The 16,855-nt window shown below is 72.2% G+C and carries 18 protein-coding genes; 5 read left to right on the top strand and 13 right to left on the bottom strand.

The genetic code is table 11. The features are described from left to right. Positions 1 to 19: 19 nt before the first annotated feature. From ACIPXM_RS05345 to ACIPXM_RS05335, 3 genes are all read right to left on the bottom strand, one after another. A complete protein-coding gene (locus ACIPXM_RS05345) occupies positions 20 to 271 on the bottom strand; it encodes a hypothetical protein (protein WP_401652529.1) in 252 nt (83 codons plus the stop codon). 264 nt (positions 272 to 535) lie between these two features. Further along, positions 536 to 1,012, bottom strand: coding sequence for a molybdenum cofactor biosynthesis protein MoaE (locus tag ACIPXM_RS05340; protein WP_401652119.1), 477 nt, complete (start codon positions 1,010 to 1,012; stop codon positions 536 to 538). A gap of 79 nt (positions 1,013 to 1,091) precedes the next feature. After that, positions 1,092 to 2,201 (bottom strand): SDR family oxidoreductase, encoded by a 1,110-nt coding sequence (locus ACIPXM_RS05335; RefSeq protein WP_401652117.1) that lies wholly within the window; start codon positions 2,199 to 2,201, stop codon positions 1,092 to 1,094. A gap of 256 nt (positions 2,202 to 2,457) precedes the next feature. Here ACIPXM_RS05335 and ACIPXM_RS05330 point away from each other — a divergent pair, with 256 nt between their 5' ends. Then, complete coding sequence (locus ACIPXM_RS05330; RefSeq protein ID WP_401652116.1) at positions 2,458 to 3,972, top strand: zinc-dependent metalloprotease; 1,515 nt, start codon at positions 2,458 to 2,460, stop codon at positions 3,970 to 3,972. After that, positions 3,969 to 4,490: an NUDIX hydrolase gene (locus tag ACIPXM_RS05325; RefSeq protein WP_401652114.1), complete on the top strand. Its 522-nt coding sequence runs from the start codon at positions 3,969 to 3,971 to the stop codon at positions 4,488 to 4,490. The genes ACIPXM_RS05330 and ACIPXM_RS05325 overlap by 4 nt, the downstream gene beginning before the upstream one ends. A gap of 115 nt (positions 4,491 to 4,605) precedes the next feature. Here ACIPXM_RS05325 and ACIPXM_RS05320 read toward each other — a convergent pair whose 3' ends face one another. From ACIPXM_RS05320 to ACIPXM_RS05305, 4 genes are all read right to left on the bottom strand, one after another. Then, a complete protein-coding gene (locus ACIPXM_RS05320; RefSeq protein WP_401652112.1) occupies positions 4,606 to 5,361 on the bottom strand; it encodes an AIM24 family protein in 756 nt (251 codons plus the stop codon). An 18-nt stretch (positions 5,362 to 5,379) separates the two neighbouring features. Further along, positions 5,380 to 6,060, bottom strand: a complete 681-nt coding sequence (locus ACIPXM_RS05315) for an AIM24 family protein (protein ID WP_401652110.1) — start codon at positions 6,058 to 6,060, stop codon at positions 5,380 to 5,382. Positions 6,061 to 6,073: 13 nt separating this feature from the next. Beyond that, positions 6,074 to 7,744, bottom strand: coding sequence for a TerD family protein (locus ACIPXM_RS05310; RefSeq protein WP_401652108.1), 1,671 nt, complete (start codon positions 7,742 to 7,744; stop codon positions 6,074 to 6,076). A gap of 142 nt (positions 7,745 to 7,886) precedes the next feature. Continuing rightward, complete coding sequence (locus ACIPXM_RS05305) at positions 7,887 to 8,465, bottom strand: M48 family metallopeptidase (RefSeq protein ID WP_401652106.1); 579 nt, start codon at positions 8,463 to 8,465, stop codon at positions 7,887 to 7,889. Positions 8,466 to 8,608: 143 nt separating this feature from the next. Here ACIPXM_RS05305 and ACIPXM_RS05300 point away from each other — a divergent pair, with 143 nt between their 5' ends. Continuing rightward, positions 8,609 to 9,799: a TOMM precursor leader peptide-binding protein gene (locus ACIPXM_RS05300; RefSeq protein WP_401652104.1), complete on the top strand. Its 1,191-nt coding sequence runs from the start codon at positions 8,609 to 8,611 to the stop codon at positions 9,797 to 9,799. 37 nt (positions 9,800 to 9,836) lie between these two features. Beyond that, complete coding sequence (locus ACIPXM_RS05295) at positions 9,837 to 11,201, top strand: ABC1 kinase family protein (protein ID WP_401652102.1); 1,365 nt, start codon at positions 9,837 to 9,839, stop codon at positions 11,199 to 11,201. 60 nt (positions 11,202 to 11,261) lie between these two features. Here ACIPXM_RS05295 and ACIPXM_RS05290 read toward each other — a convergent pair whose 3' ends face one another. The 5 genes from ACIPXM_RS05290 to ACIPXM_RS05270 form a co-directional block, all read right to left on the bottom strand. Then, positions 11,262 to 11,507 carry a hypothetical protein gene (locus ACIPXM_RS05290; RefSeq protein WP_401652100.1) on the bottom strand — a complete coding sequence of 82 codons (246 nt, stop codon included), beginning with the start codon at positions 11,505 to 11,507 and terminating at the stop codon, positions 11,262 to 11,264. 99 nt (positions 11,508 to 11,606) lie between these two features. Then, positions 11,607 to 11,933, bottom strand: coding sequence for a hypothetical protein (locus ACIPXM_RS05285; protein ID WP_401652098.1), 327 nt, complete (start codon positions 11,931 to 11,933; stop codon positions 11,607 to 11,609). Then, positions 11,930 to 12,301 carry a WhiB family transcriptional regulator gene (locus tag ACIPXM_RS05280; protein ID WP_401652096.1) on the bottom strand — a complete coding sequence of 124 codons (372 nt, stop codon included), beginning with the start codon at positions 12,299 to 12,301 and terminating at the stop codon, positions 11,930 to 11,932. Before ACIPXM_RS05280 ends, ACIPXM_RS05285 begins: the two co-directional genes overlap by 4 nt. A gap of 176 nt (positions 12,302 to 12,477) precedes the next feature. After that, entirely contained in the window at positions 12,478 to 12,822 is a 345-nt protein-coding gene (locus tag ACIPXM_RS05275) for a hypothetical protein (RefSeq protein ID WP_401652094.1), read from the bottom strand. Between the two features lie 170 nt (positions 12,823 to 12,992). After that, positions 12,993 to 15,173 carry an ATP-dependent DNA helicase UvrD2 gene (locus ACIPXM_RS05270; RefSeq protein WP_401652513.1) on the bottom strand — a complete coding sequence of 727 codons (2,181 nt, stop codon included), beginning with the start codon at positions 15,171 to 15,173 and terminating at the stop codon, positions 12,993 to 12,995. 305 nt (positions 15,174 to 15,478) lie between these two features. Here ACIPXM_RS05270 and ACIPXM_RS05265 point away from each other — a divergent pair, with 305 nt between their 5' ends. Next, a complete protein-coding gene (locus tag ACIPXM_RS05265) occupies positions 15,479 to 15,736 on the top strand; it encodes a mycoredoxin (protein WP_401652092.1) in 258 nt (85 codons plus the stop codon). A gap of 103 nt (positions 15,737 to 15,839) precedes the next feature. Here the strand turns inward: ACIPXM_RS05265 and nudC are convergent, their stop codons facing one another. Further along, positions 15,840 to 16,787, bottom strand: coding sequence for an NAD(+) diphosphatase (nudC, locus tag ACIPXM_RS05260; protein WP_401652090.1), 948 nt, complete (start codon positions 16,785 to 16,787; stop codon positions 15,840 to 15,842). Positions 16,788 to 16,855 lie beyond the last annotated feature (68 nt).

Here is a 16,855-nt window from a genome sequence, read left to right as displayed (position 1 = left end):
GCCGAGGACCGTTACGGCGTCACGCGGCGGGGGTCGACGGGGCGGTGGCGGCGGCCGGTGCGACCGCGGCGGGGGTGACGAAGTCACGCTCCGGCCGGGCCGAAGCGGAGGCCGGGGCGGCCGCTGGGTCGGAGGTGACGTGGGTGCGCTCCATGGCGTCCCTGAACCGCGCGTAGCCCGCGAGCTCCGCGACGTCACCGATGGTCTTGTTCCGTGATGCCCAGCTTCCCCATATCGCCGCGCCGATGACGGCGAAAAGCGGAATCAGCAACCAGGCCAGCGCCGCCATCCCGACCTCCCATCCCCAGTGGTCCCCAGTGAGTGGATCAGCAGATTATTCATCCGCGAACCCAACGCTCCTGCCTGGGGGGCGGTTACGCAAATCGGGGCGTTCGACTACCCCTCGTCGGCGTGGCGCCTTGCCACCGGCCGGTCACCCAGCGCAGCGACAACACCCTCGGGGAGCCGCCCGCAGGCCCTCCGCGGGCCCTCGTCGAACCCTCGTCGGGAACCCTCGGTGAACCGGTGCGGGAGGTCAGCAGGACCCGGCGCCGACCCATTCCTCGGTGCCATCGGAGAACTTCTGGTGCTTCCAGATCGGCACCTCGTGCTTGAGGTCGTCGATCAGCTTGCGGCACGCCTCGAACGCCTCGCCGCGGTGCGGGCAGGAGACGGCGACGACGACCGCGAGGTCACCCACTCGGAGGTCACCCACCCGGTGGACGGCGGCCAGGGCGCGCACCGGGTAGTCGGCGACGACCTTCTCGGCGACGCGGCGCAGCTCGGCCTCGGCGGTGGGGTGGCAGGAGTAGCCCAGGGCGTCGACGTCGGCGCCCCCGTCGTGGTTGCGGACGGTGCCGACGAACAGCGTCGTGCCGCCCGCCGCGTCGTCGCCGACGGCGCGGAACACCTCGTCGACCGACAGCGGGGTGTCACGGATCGCGAGGAGCTTGATCGGGTCGTCCGAGGCCAGCTCACCGGGGTGGTCGCTGGGGGTGTGCGTCTGCGCCATGCCTCCATCGTGCCGTACCGCACCGACAGCGCGGAATAGCGTTTTCCACCGGGGGCCGGGGACCCCCCGTAGGAGGGTCCTACAGGCCGCGCCGCTTGCGCATCTGCCGGACGAGGGCCGCCGTGCCGAGCAGCGCCACCGTCGCACCGGCCGCGCCGGCCGCCGTCGCGTCCTTGCGGCCGAGCCGCCGCCCGGCGACGGTGTGCCGGCCCTGCACCTCCTCCAGGAGCGCCGCAAGCACCTCCTCGTTCGTCCAGCGCGGCCGCCAGCCCGCGTCGTGCAGCCGCCCGACGCTCACCACCCACGGATGCATCGTGTACGCGAGGTCGCCCGCCGGTGACGGGGTGAGCCCGATCCGGTGCAGCCGGGCCGCCGCGCCGAGCGCGACCGCCGACGGCAGCTCCATCCGCCGGATCCCCGACAGCTCCTCGACCTCCTCCTGCTCCAGCCAGCCCTCGCAGCCGACCGCGAACTCGCCCTCGACCTTCTCCAGGGCCGCGTACTCCAGGGCGCTCACCAGGTCGTCGACGTGGCAGAACTGCCAGGTGGGCCGCGATCCGGCGACCACGAGGAGCCGCGGCGACTCGAAGTAGCGGGTCAGCGCCGTGTCCGTACCGCCGACCAGCACCGCGGGACGCACCACGGTCACGTTCAGGCCGGGGTGGGCGCGCGGCGCCCGGCGGGCGAGCCGCTCGATCTCCAGCATGTCGCCGACGCCCGTGGCCTCCGCCGTGGCACGCAGCTCGGCGTCCTCCGACAGCGGGATGTCGTTGTCGGGCAGCGCCCCGTAGACCATCGTCGACGTGCACAGCACCACCCGGTGCACCCCGGCCGCGGCGGCCGCCGTCAGCACCGTCTGGGTGCCGCGCACGTTGTACGCGGTGCGCGCCGCCGGGTCGGTCTCCAGGTCCAGGTCGACCGCGAGGTGCACGACGACGTCCGCGCCGCGCAGCTTCTCGGCGATCGCCGGGTCGCGGACGTCGAGGATGTGCCACTGCGCGTCCACGACGTCGCCCCGGCGCTCGTCGATGGCGACGACCCGCTTGATCTCGTCGGACGCGGCCAGGCGCCGGGTCAGCAGGTCTCCGACGCCGGACGCGGCACCGGTGACCGCGACGACGGGCCCGCGCGCGGCGGACCTGGTTGAGTGGTTTCGCGCTGCGCGAACCTGAGGATCAGGGGAACTCACCGGGCGTCTCCAGCGGTTGTCTTCAGTACGTACCCGAATGACGCGTACGTACCAGGTGGCGTCCATCCTGCCCCAGGCCACGGCTCCACGGAGCACCGAGCCCGGATCCGGACGGATGTCAGGTGGTGGCGGCCGCGCGGGCCAGGACCGACCGGTGACCCACCGCCTACGCTGGTGGTGTGGCATCGGGGAGGCGAGCCGAGCCGAGAGAGCCGCCGTCGGCAGCAGCCGACGGCCTGACGAGCCGAGGAAACCTGTGAGCGACACACCATTCGGATTCGGCCTTCCGCCGGAGGAGCCGGACAACGGCGACGAGGGCAAGAAGAAGGACCCCACCGGAGGTGGCCAGGGGGCCGGTGACCAGGGGTCCGGTGGCCAGGGCGGCGGCAACCCGTTCGGCTTCGGCGGCCTGCCCGGCATGGGTGGCATCGGCGGCCCGGGCGGCGACAACCCGTTCGCCGCGATGTTCGGCTCGCTGAACCCGCAGGACCTGGGCGCCGCCTTCCAGCAGCTCGGCCAGATGCTCAGCTACGAGGGCGGCCCGGTCAACTGGGACATGGCCAAGCAGATCGCCCGCCAGGTGGTGGCCCAGGGCACCCCCGACGGCACCAAGGACGCCAGCGTGGGCCCGGCCGAGAAGGCCGCCGTCGAGGAGGCGGTGCGCCTCGCCGACCTGTGGCTCGACGCCGTCACCTCGCTGCCGTCGGGCGCGGGCACGGCCGTGGCGTGGAGCCGCGCCGAATGGGTCGAGGCGACCCTCCCGGCCTGGCAGCAGCTCGTCGACCCGGTCGCCGAGCGGGTCGGCACCGCCATGGGCGATGTGCTGCCCGAGGAGATGCAGGCCATGGCGGGCCCGCTGATCGGCATGATGCGCTCCATGGGCGGCGCCATGTTCGGCCAGCAGATCGGGCAGGCCGTCGGCGCGCTCGCGGGCGAGGTCGTCGGCTCGACCGACGTCGGCCTGCCGCTCGGCCCGGCCGGGAAGGCCGCGCTGCTGCCGCTGAACATCGAGGCGTTCGGCAAGGACCTCGGCGTCCCGTCCGACGAGGTCCGCCTCTACCTGGCCCTGCGCGAGGCCGCCCACCAGCGGCTCTTCGCCCATGTGCCGTGGCTGCGCTCGCACCTGTTCGGCGCCGTCGAGGGCTACGCCCGCGGCATCAAGGTCGACACCGCGAAGCTGGAGGAGGCGGTGGGCCAGCTCGACCCGACGCACCCCGAGCAGCTTCAGGAAGCACTCCAGCAGGGCATGTTCCAGCCCGAGGACACCCCCGAGCAGAAGGCCGCCCTGGCCCGCCTGGAGACGGCGCTCGCGCTCGTCGAGGGCTGGGTCGACGCGGTCGTCCACGAGGCCGCGAAGTCCCGCCTGACGTCGGCGGACGCGCTCCGCGAGACGCTGCGCCGCCGCCGGGCCTCCGGCGGCCCCGCCGAGCAGACCTTCGCCACCCTGATCGGTCTCGAACTGCGCCCGCGCCGGCTGCGCGACGCCTCCCGGCTGTGGGCGTCGCTCACCGACGCGCGCGGCGTCGACGGCCGGGACGGCCTGTGGGAGCACCCGGACATGCTGCCGACGGCGACCGACCTGGACGACCCGGACGGCTTCGTGCACCGCGAGCACCTGGACTTCTCCGAGCTCGACAAGATGCTCGGCGAGGCCGCCAAGGGCAACGCGCCCGGGACCGCCCCGGAGAACCAGGACGGCCAGGACGGCCAGGACGGCCAGGACGGCCAGGGCACCGAGGACACCGAGGGCAAGGGCGACGACGCGAAGTGAGCCTGTACGACGACGCGGTCCTCGTCCTCAAGGGGTACGGGGACCAGGAAGAGCTGCGCCAGACCTACCTGGACCATCTGGCCACCCACCCCGACGGCATGTACAAGCCGTGCACGGCGGGCCACCTCACCGCCAGCGCCCTGGTCGTCGACCCGACCCGCGGGAAGGTGCTGCTCACCCTCCACAAGAAGCTCAACATGTGGCTGCAGATGGGCGGCCACTGCGAGCCCGGCGACCCGACCGTCGAGGCCGCCGCGCTCCGCGAGGGCGCCGAGGAGTCCGGCATCGAAGGACTGACGCTGCTCCCCGGCGGCCCGGTGCGCCTGGACCGGCACCCGATCCCGGCGCCCTGCAACTGGCACCTCGACGTGCAGTACGCGGCGCTCACCCCGGCCGGCGCGGCCGAGCGGATCAGCGACGAGTCGCTCGACCTGCGCTGGTTCGACTACGACGAGGTCGCCGACGTGGCGGACACGTCGGTCGCCGAACTGCTGACGGCGACGCTGCGCCGCCTGTAGGCCCGTACCGCGGCGAGAAGGCCATCGGCCCGTACCGCCGCCACAAGAAGGCGAGGGGCGGTCTCCACGGAGACCGCCCCTCACTCATGCCCACCGGGCCCGTACGGTCGCGGGCTCAGCTCCAGACGTTGCCCTGGTTCTGCCCGCGCGCCCCGTGCTGCCCCACCCCGAACTGGGCGGCGACACCCTGACCGAGCGCCGCGTGCTGCGGCGGCATCACCTCGCTCGGCTGCACCAGCGCGTACCCCTGCCCGAGGAAACTGAGCTCCCAGCCCTCCCCCGTGTTCCCTCGGCGCCGCATCACACTGCTGTTCACCGTCTGCGCCTGCATCTGCACCCGCAGCCCGGCCGACCAGGCGACGATCGCGTCCGCGTCGACGTTCACGTACTTGTCGGGCGTCACCAGCATCATCAGCGGCTGACCCGACGTCATCAGCGCCACCTTGCCGCGCCCGGTGATGTTCAGCTGGTACTTGCCGGTCCCGGACACCCCGTACTGGCTGTCCACGGCGATGACCTCGGTGTGCAGGGTCGAGTCGAGCGCGAGCACGTACGCGCTGTCGACGGTCATCCCCTCCGGGTCGACGTCCACCACATGGATGTACTGCGCGAGGTTCGCGAAGTACACCGTGCCCTGCCCCGAACAGCGCATCAGATCCAGACCCTCACCGGTGCGCGCCCGGGAACGCCGCTGGTTCGGCGACTTGTACTCGCCGTCGAAGTCGACCAGACCCTGGTACGCGACCATCGCACCCTTACGGGCGAGGACGTCGTCGTGACCGCCCAGCGTCACCCGCAGCAGCTGCGGGTTCTGCACGACGTAACGCTCCTGGCTCTGCTGCTCGGCGTAGTTGAAAAGCGGGCTCTGCATGATTGTTCTCGCTCCCCCTCAGCCCCGGACCCGCAGGCGGTCGGTGCTGTCCTCGCTCGGCTGTACGACGACGATGCCCTGGCCCGAGAAGGCCATCTGGAACGCCTCGCCGCTGCCCCGCCCGATCAGCGAGGACGCCTTGAAGCTGCGCTTGCCCTTCACCTTCAGGGCGGGCGACCAGGCCACGAGCGCGTCCGGGTCCACGTACGTCTCGTCCTCGCCACGTCCGCAGTCGACCACGATCGGCGTGCCGCGCGAGGTCAGCGCGACCCAGCCGGTGCCCGCGATCTGCACGTTGAACAGGCCCTGCCCGGCGAACTTGGCGAGCCCCTTGACCCGTTCCACGCCCCACTGAAGGTGCGCGTCGAACGCGAGGAGGTTGCTGCCGTTCACCGACAGGGCGTCGTTGTTGAGGTTGACGACGACGACGTCGGCGCCGTAGTCGGCGAGATAGAGCAGTCCGTCACCGGAGCACTTCATCAACGGCGCGCCCTCGCCGGTGAGCCACTGGGACGCCATCTGCCGTACCGCCGGCGGGTTCGGCTCGTACGTCACGAAGCCCTCGTACGCGACCATCGAGCCGGTGCGCGCGAAGAGGTCCTGGCCGCTCGCCATGGCGACCTTGAGCATGGACCGGCCGTGGTTCTCCATCCGGGCCGTGACCGGGGTCGGGGCGTAGCCCGCGAGTTGCTGGTTCATGGTGCCGGGCTCCTCAGACCTCGTAGGGCTGGACGACGATGAAGTTGCCGGGGGCGCCCCGGAACTGCAGGTTCACGGTTTCGCCGCTGTGCCCCGGGTAGGCGTTGCGGCGCAGCCTGACCTGGCTGGAAAGGATCACCTGGGAGGCGGCCGACCAGGCGACGACGGCGTTGCAGTCGGCGAACGTCGTCGGGGTGACCGGCAGCACGACGGGCGTGCCGTGGGTCTTCACGATGACGGTGCCGGAGCCCTGGAACTGCATGGTGAACAGCGCGCCGCCGGGGATGCCGTGGCCCTCGATCCGGCGCACCTCGTGGTGCAGCGACTCGTCGAAGGCGAGCACGTTCTCGGCGGAGACGCAGATCGCGTCGCCCTGGAGCTCGATCGGGTGCAGATGGGCGCCGTTCTCGGCGAGGAACACCTGGCCGCGGCCGGTGCAGCGCATCAGCTGCATCTCCTGGCCGGTGGCGTTGCCGACGATCCGGCCGGCGAATCCGGCGCCCTTGTAGGAGAAGTCGACCTTCCCCTGGTACATGACCATCGAGCCCTGCCGGGCGAGCACGGGCACCCCGCCCATGCCGAGGTCGACCCGCATCAGCTGCTGGTTCTGCGGCGTCCAGCGGGCGCCGGTCGCGGTCTCCTTGTACGGCGCGAGCGCGGCGGCGAGCCCGGCCCCGGCGGCCGGCATGGCCTGGGCCGGTGCCATGCCCTGCGGGGCCATGCCGGGGCCCGGGGGCATGCCCTGCGGCGGCATGCCCTGCGGCGGCACCTGGCCGAATTGCTGCGGTTGCCCGTAGGGGGCGGGGGCGGGCTGCCCGTACGGCGGCTGGCCCGGGACCTGGCCCGGGACCTGGCCGTACGGGGCGGGCGCGGGGCCCGGCGGGGCGGGCGGCGCGGGAGCCGGAGCCGGGGCGGGCGCCATCGGGGCGACCATGGTCGGCGCCGAATGCATCGGCGCGGGGGCCGGTGCGGGCGCGGGCGGGGCACCGAACGACGGCGGCGGGGCCGGCGCCGCCGGTGCGGGAGCCGGAGCCGGGGCGGCGGGCACGCCGAACGCGGGCGGCGCGGCGGCCTGCGCGGGCGGCGCGGCGGCCTGCGCGGGCGGCGCGAACCCGGGCGCGGCGGCCGCGGCGGGCGGCTCCGGCGCGGGCTCCTCCTCGGCGACCTCGCCGCCGAAGTTCTTCAGCAACGCCTCAAGACCACCGTCGAAGCCCTGCCCGACCGCGGCGAACCGCCACACGTCCTTCAGATAGAAATCGCCCAGCATCACCGCACGCTCGGTGGAGAACTCCGCCCCGTCGAACGCGTACCGGGCGACCTCCTCACCGCCCGCGACAATCCGGATCCAGCCAGGGCCGATCTGCGACATCTGCCCGGTGCCGTCGAGGGTCGCGGTGAACGACAGCTTGTGGATGCTCGCCGGGATCCGGTCGAGCGTCACCCGGAACGACTCGGTGTCCCCGGCCTGCGCGCCCAGCAGCTGAAGGGACTCCTCCGGCGACTTCGGCTGGTTGAAGAAGACGAAATAGCGGTCGTCCGAGAGCCGCTCCTCGGCGTCCAGGCCGAAACAGCTGATGTCGAAGGTCAAGCCGGGACCGGAGATCTGCACACCCACATACAGATCGGTCCCCGCCGTGAGATCACTGATCTTGGCCTTGTGGCCGCGTTGGAATTCCCTGGCCATGTGTGACGACCGTCCCCCATCCCGAAACGACGAATGCGTCGCGCCAGGCTAACGGGTGCCCCGGACAATGCGGCAGGCCCGGGGCGCTTCGGTACAGAACCGGAGCACAAGCCGGCCGCGCCCGGCCCCCGTCCACGGACGGTCAGTCCTCGCGGTCGCCGCCCGGCGGATGCGGCAGCCGCGCCGCCGCGACCACACCCTCCAGATAGCCACGCGCCCGCTCGGTCCGCGGATACGCGTCGAGCAGCCGCCAGAACCGCGGCCCGTGCCCCGGCACAAGGAGGTGCGCCAGCTCATGGCAGAGCACGTAATCGACCACGTACTCCGGCATGCCCTGCAGCCGGTGCGACAGCCGGATACTTCCCTCGGACGGGGTGCACGACCCCCAGCGGGTGTTCTGGTTCGTCACCCAGCGCACCGACGCGGGCCGCGCCCTGCCGTCGAAATACTGCTCGGACAGCCGGGCCGCGCGCTCCGTCAGCTCGGTGTCCCCGAGCACCCGCTTGCTCTCCTGCGCCGCCAGCTTGTCCAGCATCACCGTCACCCAGCGCTGCTCCTCCGCCTCCGACATCCGGGCGGGGATCAGCACGATCGTCCGGTCCCCCTCACGATAGGCGGACACGGTACGGCTCCGGCGGGAGCTCCTGCGGACCTCGACCGCGCTCGCCGCCGGACCGCTGGGCGGTCTGCTCGTCACGCTTCGCTGTGGGTCGGCCGGCACGGCCCCGACGTTACCCGCTGGCCCCGGTGGAAGTCCCGCACCGGCGCATTCGAATGACTAATGCCTCAGCCCTGTGGACAACTTTCCACCCCCTCCGCCACAACTGGGCAAGCTGACCCCAGAAGCGATTCACGGGGGTGGCGATGCATCCGATGGTGAAGCCCGCACTGCGCCGGGCCTGGCGAAATCTGAAGTACGTGCAGTTCGGCGTCACCCCCGCCCACGCGGTGGTCGTGGGGCCGATCGACACGACGACAGGCAGTCTGATCGACCTCCTCGACGGCACGAGAGGCATGGATCTGCTCCGGGCGGAGGCCGCCGCCCTGGGCAGATCCCCGGAACATCTGGAGGCACTGCTCGCCCGGCTCGCCGACGCCGGACTGATCGCCGACGCGTCCGCCCGGCCCACCGGACGCGCCGACCCCGAGCTCGACCCGGTCCGGGCCGACCTGGCCTCCCTCTCGGTGGTCCACCCGGCCCCCGACGGGGCGGCCCGCGCCCTGACCGCCCGCCGCGCGCTGCGGGTCCAGGTCCGCGGCGCGGGCCGGGTCGGCGCGGCCATCGCGGCGCTCCTCGCGGCCGCGGGCATCGGCCATGTCGAAGTCCTCGACTCCGGCACGGTCACCCCATGGGAGGTCTCCCCCGGCGGCCTCCCCCCGGAAGCCGTCGGCGACCGCCGCGCCCGGGCGGCCACCCGCCTGGTCCGCCGCAGTACACCGACCGGTCGCCCACCAGCGGCCACCGGCCCCCGGGGAGGGCCACGCGACACCACGGGGGAAAGGGGAGGGGTGGGGGCGGGGGGAGGGGGAGGGGGTGGGGCCCCCGAAGAGGCCGGGATCGCGTTGGTGGTCGTGGCACCGCGGGACGGGCTCGGGGCCTATGTGCCCGATCCGCTGCCCGCGGACGCCTGGCTCGCGACCGGTACCCCGCATCTGTACGCGGGGGTCCTTGAGGCGACGGGGGTGGTGGGGCCGTTGGTGCTGCCGGGCGGGACGGCCTGTGCCGGGTGCATGCAGCGGGAGCTGGCGGACCGGGAGCCGGTGTGGCCGCGGCTTCCGGTGCAGTGGCGGTCGGGGCGGCGCCATCCGCTGCCCGCCTGTGATGTGACGCTGGCGTCGGCGGTGGCGGGTCTGGCGGCGGCGCACGCGTTGTCGTTCCTCGACGGGGATCTGCCGTCGTCGACGGGGGCGCGGTGGGAGGTGTCGTTGCCGTTGCTGGAGTGGCGGTCGGAGCCGGTGCGGCCGCATCCGGAGTGCGGGTGTGGTGCCCGGCGCGACGGCGAGGGGGAACGTGCGGCCGGTTCGCGAGGGGGGCACGACACAATGGCGGGGTAGCCGGCCCGCGGCACGGCAGCTGGGACTTGGAGGGCGTATGTCTGATCTTCCCCGGAAGGCGGTCACCCGGACGGCCAAGCTGGCCGCGTTGCCGTTGGGCTTCGCCGGGCGGGCCACGTGGGGTCTGGGCAAGCGGATCGGTGGGAAGTCCGCCGAGCTGGTGGCGCGGGAGCTGCAGCAGCGGACCGCCGAGCAGTTGTTCAAGGTGCTCGGTGAGCTGAAGGGCGGGGCGATGAAGTTCGGGCAGGCGCTGTCCGTCTTCGAGTCCGCGTTGCCGGAGGAGGTGGCGGGCCCGTATCGGGCGGCGCTGACGAAGTTGCAGGATGCGGCGCCGCCGATGCCGACGCGGACGGTGCACGGGGTGCTCGCGGAGCGGCTGGGCGAGGGGTGGCGGGAGCTGTTCCTGGAGTTCGAGGACAAGCCCGCGGCGGCGGCGTCGATCGGTCAGGTGCACCGGGCGGTGTGGCACGACGGCCGTGAGGTGGCGGTGAAGGTGCAGTACCCGGGGGCGGGGGCGGCGCTGCTGTCGGATCTGACGCAGTTGAGCCGGTTCGCCCGGTTGCTGGGGCCGCTGATTCCGGGGATGGACATCAAGCCGTTGATCAAGGAGCTGCGGGACCGGGTCGAGGAGGAGTTGGACTACGGCCTTGAGGCGGCGTCGCAGCGGGCGCACGCGGTGGTGTTCGCGGATGATCCGGATGTGGTGGTTCCGGCGGTGGTGCATCAGTCGGAGCAGGTGTTGGTGACGGAGTGGCTGGACGGGATTCCGTTGTCGGAGGTGATCGCGGAGGGGTCGCGGGAGCAGCGGGATCGGGCGGGGCAGTTGTTGGCGCGGTTCTTGTTCTCGGGTCCGGCGCGGACGGGGTTGTTGCACGCGGATCCGCATCCGGGGAATTTCCGGTTGTTGCCGGGTGGGGCGGTGGACGGTCCGGAGGGGGGTGAGCCGGGTTCGTGGCGGCTCGGGGTGTTGGACTTCGGGACGGTGGACCGGTTGCCGGGTGGGTTGCCGGAGACGATCGGTGCGTGTCTGCGGATGACGTTGGAGGGGCGGGCGGAGCCGGTGTACGCGTTGTTGTGCGCGGAGGGCTTCGTGAAGGAGTCGGTGGCGCTGGATCCGGATGCGGTGCTCGAGTATCTGGTGCCGATCATCGAGCCGGCGGAGGTGGAGGCGTTCGAGTTCACGCGGGGGTGGCTGCGGGCGCAGGCGGCGCGGATCGCGGATCCTCGGTCTCCGGCGCATCAGTTGGGGCGGCAGTTGAATCTGCCGCCGTCGTATCTGCTGATTCACCGTGTGACGTTGAGCACGATCGGGGTGCTGTGCCAGTTGGGTGCGACGGTGCGGTTGCGGGACGAGTTGGCGGAGTGGTTGCCGGGGTTCGTCGCGCCTGCCGAGTCTTCGTGAGCGTGGGTCCGGTGTGGCGGCCGGTGCGGCGGCTGGGGTGGCGGTCGGGGTACGCCGGGGTCACCACCAGGCGGAGTCGAGTCGGCCTTCGATGGCTCTGAGGTGGGTGCGGGCGCAGTCGTCGCAGAAGTAGTGGCGGGTGCCGTTCTCCACCGAGCAGGTCCAGGTGAGGGGGAGTTCCTGGGTGGGCTTGCCGCAGCGGGCGCAGACGAGGGCGGGCTGGTCGGCGCGCGTGGTGGCCGAGGTGGCGGGGCCTGTGGCGGGCGCGGGGGTGGTGGGCGACTCTGCGGTGGGTGGTTCGTTCACCTTGGTGACGATAACTCGGGGAGTGCCCGGGTTCGGGGCAACGCACCGCGGGGGCCGGTCCGTTCGGACCGGCCCCCGCGGGTGTTCGGGTGGCGTGGCTCAGTGCATGACGGCCATGGCGAGGGCGCGGCGGGCGCGCAGCGAGACGCGCTCGGCGCGGCGCTGCATGCGGCGGGCGGCGATCAGGCGGACGGCCTGTCGGTCGCGGTCGGCCTCGCGAAGGCGGTCGTGCATATGGGCACGGGCCAGGGCTTCTGGGATGAGTTGCATCTCACGGGTCCTGTTCTGACGCGAGCGGTTCGCGCCAATGATCGAAACGTCTGGGGTTGCGGAGCCGGAGGGCTCGTGGGGGGCGGGCGTCGTCATCGGGGCCTGCTTCTGGGGATCGTGCGTGAGGGGGCGGTCGATGGTTCCGGTGGCGTTCATGCCGCGACCGGGTTCTTGCGCGGGCGGCCGCGGGGCCGCTTGCGGGCGACGACCACGCCCTGGACGAAGAGCTCGCCGCCCCAGACGCCCCAGGGCTCGCGGCGCTCGATGGCGCCGGCGAGGCATGCCTCCATCAGCGGGCAGGTCTTGCAGAGCGCTTTGGCGTACTCGACGTCGGCCGGGGACTCGGCGAAGAAGACCTCGGGGTCGTACGAGCGGCAGGGGACGGGTACGCCGAGGTTCTCGATGGCGTCGTCGAGCGCGGTGAGCGCGGTGAGGGGGGTCAAGGTGGAGTCCTCCGTGCGGCGGGGCGGCGGGATCGTTTCGGAAGGCGGTACGGACGGGGCGGCGTGCGCTTCGAGTTGCACGGGGTGTTTTTCCTCGTCTGGTCGTTCCGGCCTGGTGGGCCGGGGTTTCGGCTGGTACCGGTCACTGCTTGGTCCCGAGGCCCCTTCGTTCCGTCAGCCCCGTTCGGGGACAAACAGAAGGGCCGCGGATCCCTGGTGGGGTTCCGCGGCCCTGAAGGCGCCGGCCTGATCGTCGATCAGGCTGGATCACTCCAGGGTTCGAGCCCACGGAAGGCCCACATCGTGTGGTGCTGCGTCGTCTGCTGCTGGTTGCCGGCACTGGTCGCCGCAAAGCCATAGGTAAAGCCCTTGGCCTTGCCCTCTACTGCTTCCAGTGCCTTGGTCGGTCGCTCATTGCCCTCGGGCCGGTCCATCAGGAGGCCGGACATGCCGAGAGGCAGGCCGGCGCCGGACAGACCGGTGCCACGGAGGGCGATGGGAGCGAGCGCGACGGAGAGGCCGAGCGAGCAGGCGGAGGCGACCGAGAGATCGGTCATTTTGGCGGTGCTGGTCTTGATGGAGCTGGTGGTGATGCTGATCACTGGAATCGCCTCCTCTCGGCGTCTCGGAAGGTTCGGTGTGAGCCGGACCTTCATGTTCATTTGGACAAGTACAGCACGAGGACAGGGCTTCGGAGAAGCCGCTGTGTCGTGGTTAAGAACCTATGGGGCGTGGTGGGGCGGGCGCAAACTATTTTTGCCACGAGTTTTTCTCACTCTTCTTCGTGGCTTCCGCCAGGCTCCTGACCTGCGCAGATGGCGAGTACGTCGGCTCCGAAGCGGTCGAGCTTGCGGGCGCCGACGCCGGAGATCCCGGCGAGCTCTCCGTCGGTGCCGGGGACCTGTTCGGCGATGGCCATGAGCGTCTTGTCGGTGAACACGCAATAGGCGGGCTGGCCGAGCTCGCGGGCCTGTTCCATGCGCCACTCGCGGAGTCGCTCGTAGAGCCCTTCGTCCATGTCGGAGGGGCAGCCTTCGCAGCGCATGAGCTTCATCTCGCCGGCGTCGGTGAGGGTGGTGCCGCAGACCCGGCAGAGGACGGGGCCGCGGCGCTTGCGGCGGCCGCCGCCGCTGCCTCGGTCGACGCCGCCCGCGCCGCCCGCGCCGCCGGAGGCGCCGAGGGGTCCTGAGCCGGGGCGCAGGCCCTTGAGGAAGCGGGTGGGGCGGCGGGAGGCGCGGCCGCCGGGGGCGCGGGAGAGGGCCCAGGAGAGGGAGAGGTGGAGGCGGGCGCGGGTGACGCCGACGTAGAGCAGGCGGCGTTCTTCCTCGATCTGCTCGTCGGTCTTGGCGTAGGTGATCGGCATCATGCCTTCGGTGAGGCCGACGAGGAAGACGGCGTCCCATTCGAGGCCCTTGGCGGCGTGCAGGGACGCGAGGGTGACGCCTTGGACGGTGGGGGCGTGCTGGGCGGCGGCGCGTTCGTCGAGTTCGGCGACGAGGTCGGAGAGGGTGGCGCCGGGTTTGGCACGGGCGTAGTCCTCGGCGAGCCGGACGAGGGCGGCGAGGGATTCCCAGCGGTCGCGGACGGCGCCGGAGCCGGTGGGGGGTTCGCTGGTCCAGCCCTTGGTGGAGAGGACGGCGCGGACCTGGGAGGGGAGGTCGTCGGCGTCGTCGAGGAGGGAGTCGTTGCCGCCGGCGCGGGCGGCGCCGCGGAGGGCGACGCCGGCTTCGCGGACTTCCTGGCGTTCGAAGAAGCGCTCGGCGCCGCGCAGCTGGTAGGGGACGCCCGCGTCGGCGAGGGCCTGTTCGTAGACCTCGGACTGGGCGTTGATGCGGTAGAGGACGGCGATCTCGCCGGCGGGGACGCCGGCGGCGATGAGGTCGCGGATGCGGCGGGCGGTGCCTTCGGCCTCGGTGGGTTCGTCGGGGTATTCGGTGTAGGCGGGGTCGGGTCCGGGGTCGCGCTGGGAGACGAGTTCGAGGCGGTGTTCGGCGGCGCGGCCGCGGGCCTGGCTGAGGAGGCCGTTGGCGAGGTGGACGACCTGGGGGGTGGAGCGGTAGTCGCGGATCAGTTTGACGACGGTGGCGCTGGGGTGCCGGGTGCGGAAGTTCAGCAGGTGGTCGGGGGTGGCGCCGGTGAAGGAGTAGATGGTCTGGCTGGCGTCGCCGACGACGCACAGGTTGTCGCGGTCGCCCATCCAGAGTTCCAGGAGGCGCTGCTGGAGGGGGGAGACGTCCTGGTACTCGTCGACGACGAAGTGCTGGTACTGGCGGCGGATCTGGTCGGCGATGTCGTGGCGGTCCTGGAGGATGCCGACGGTGAGGAGCAGGACGTCCTCGAAGTCGATGACGTCGCGGTCGCGCTTGAGCTGTTCGTACGTGGCGTAGATCTGGCTGATCTCGGCGGGGTCGCGGGGGGCGTCGCGGGTGGTTTTGGCGACGGCGGCGGGGTAGTCGGCGGGGACGGTCTGGGTGACCTTGGCCCATTCGATCTCGCCGGTGACGTCGCGGAGCTCGTTGCGGTCGAGGCGGATGCGGCAGCGGGCGGCGGCTTCGGCGACGAGCTGGATCTTCCGTTCCAGGAGGCGGGGCAGGTCGCCGCCGACTGCTTTCGGCCAGAAGTACTGGAGCTGGCGGAGGGCGGCGGAGTGGAAGGTGCGGGCCTGGACGCCGCCGGCGCCGAGCTCGCGGAGCCGGCCGCGCATCTCTCCGGCGGCGCGGTTGGTGAAGGTGACGGCGAGCACGCCTGCGGGCGGCAGGATGCCCGCGCGGACCCCGTAGGCGATGCGGTGGGTGATGGCGCGGGTCTTGCCGGTGCCGGCTCCGGCGAGGACGCACACGGGGCCGTGCAGGGCCAGGGCGACCTCGCGCTGCTCGGGGTCGAGCCCGTCGAGCACCGCGTCGGCCGACTCGGGGACCTGCGGGAAGAGGGAGGAGTGCGTCGCTGCTGTCACATCAGCCATGCTGCCAGGTTCGGCGGGGTGGGTGCGGCGGCTTGTCCACAGGCGGGCCGGTCCGGTCATACGAATCACGGGGCCCGGGCGCCGGGCACGGCCCCGGCCCCGGATCCCTGCCCGGCGCCCTGCCCCGCGCTGCCCGACTCCCTGCCCGGCTCCCTGCCCGGCTCCCTGCCCGGATCCGGATCGCGGCTCGCATTGCGGGAATGGCGGGGGTTCGGCGTACGTTCTTGTCCTCGGCACCGACCCCGGGCTTCGCCCCGGAGCCGATCGCACGACGGAGACCTAAGGAGCACCAGGCCATGCAGGGCACTGTGACGATGTACAGCACGACGTGGTGCGGCTACTGCCGCCGGCTGAAGAGCCAGCTGGACCGCGAGGGCATCGCGTACACGGAGATCAACATCGAGCAGGACCCGGACTCGGCGAAGTTCGTCGAGGAGGCCAACGGCGGCAACCAGACCGTTCCGACGGTCCGTGTGGTCCCGTCGACGGGCGGTTCCGAGGTCGTCATGACGAACCCGAGCCTGGCGCAGGTCAAGCAGGCCCTCGCGGTCTGAGGCACCGGTGGCCGTGGCCGTACATGGCTGAGAACAGCCCCCTCCCGAAGGATCGGGAGGGGGCTGTTCCGTTGCCGGCGGCACGTAGCCCCGGCGAAGGCGGTCAGACCACGTCGCCCGGCTTCGGCAGCGGCTTGCCGTACCAGAGCTCGATCAGGCGGGACGCGATGGAGATCCCGTACGGCGGGAGGACCTCGCCCGAGGCGAAGGCGGCGCCGAGTTCCTCGCGGGAGAACCAGCGGGCCTCCTGGATCTCGTCGCCGTCGACGGTGATCTCGTCGGAGGTCGCCCGGGCGAAGAAGCCCAGCATCAGGCTGGACGGGAAGGGCCAGGGCTGGCTGGCGACGTACTCGACCTCGCCGACCGTGACGCCCGCCTCCTCGAAGACCTCGCGGACCACGGCCTGCTCGATGGACTCCCCCGGCTCGACGAATCCGGCCAGGGTGGAGAACCGGCCCTCGGGCCAGTGCACCTGGCGGCCGAGCAGGGCGCGGTCCTGGTCGTCCGTCACGATCATGATGACGGCGGGGTCGGTGCGCGGGTAGTGCTCGGCGCCGCACGCCTGGCAGCGGCGGATGTGGCCGGCGGCGGCGATGACCGTGCGTTCGCCGCAGCGCGAGCAGAAGCGGTGCAGCCGCTGCCAGTTCTCCAGGGCCACCGCGTGCACCATCAGTCCGGCGTCGCGCGGCGAGAGCAGCAGGCCCGCCTCGCGCAGCCCGGCCGGCCGGGCCGACTGGTCCATGCGGCCCGGCAGGCTGTCCTTCTGGAGCGCGAAGTAGGAGACGCCGTCGGGGTCGGTGCCCAGGAAGTAGCGGTGGGTCTCGGTGACGGGTGCCTCGAACGCCGGGGTCATCACCAGTTCGGTGCGGCCGTCCGGGGTGTCGTCGATCAGCACCTGGCCGCCGGAGACCACGAAGACCCGGGTGCTGGGGTGGCTCCACGCCGCGGCGAGCCATGCCTCGTCGAGGCGGTGGTGGGCGGCGCGGTCGATGCCGCTCGGGGCGGTGAGCGAGATCGGGTGGTCCGCGAACGCGTTGTTCAAGGTGCTCACAGGTGCTTCCAACTCCCCCGGTTCGGTGTGTGGGTCAGGCGCTCGGCGGGTCTCGGCGGGTGGGTGGT

The organism is Streptomyces sp. NPDC090025 (assembly GCF_044748125.1).
GTDB lineage: Bacteria > Actinomycetota > Actinomycetes > Streptomycetales > Streptomycetaceae > Streptomyces.
The sequence above is the reverse complement of the archived record's forward strand: the minus strand, read 5'-3'. Positions and strand labels throughout refer to the sequence as shown.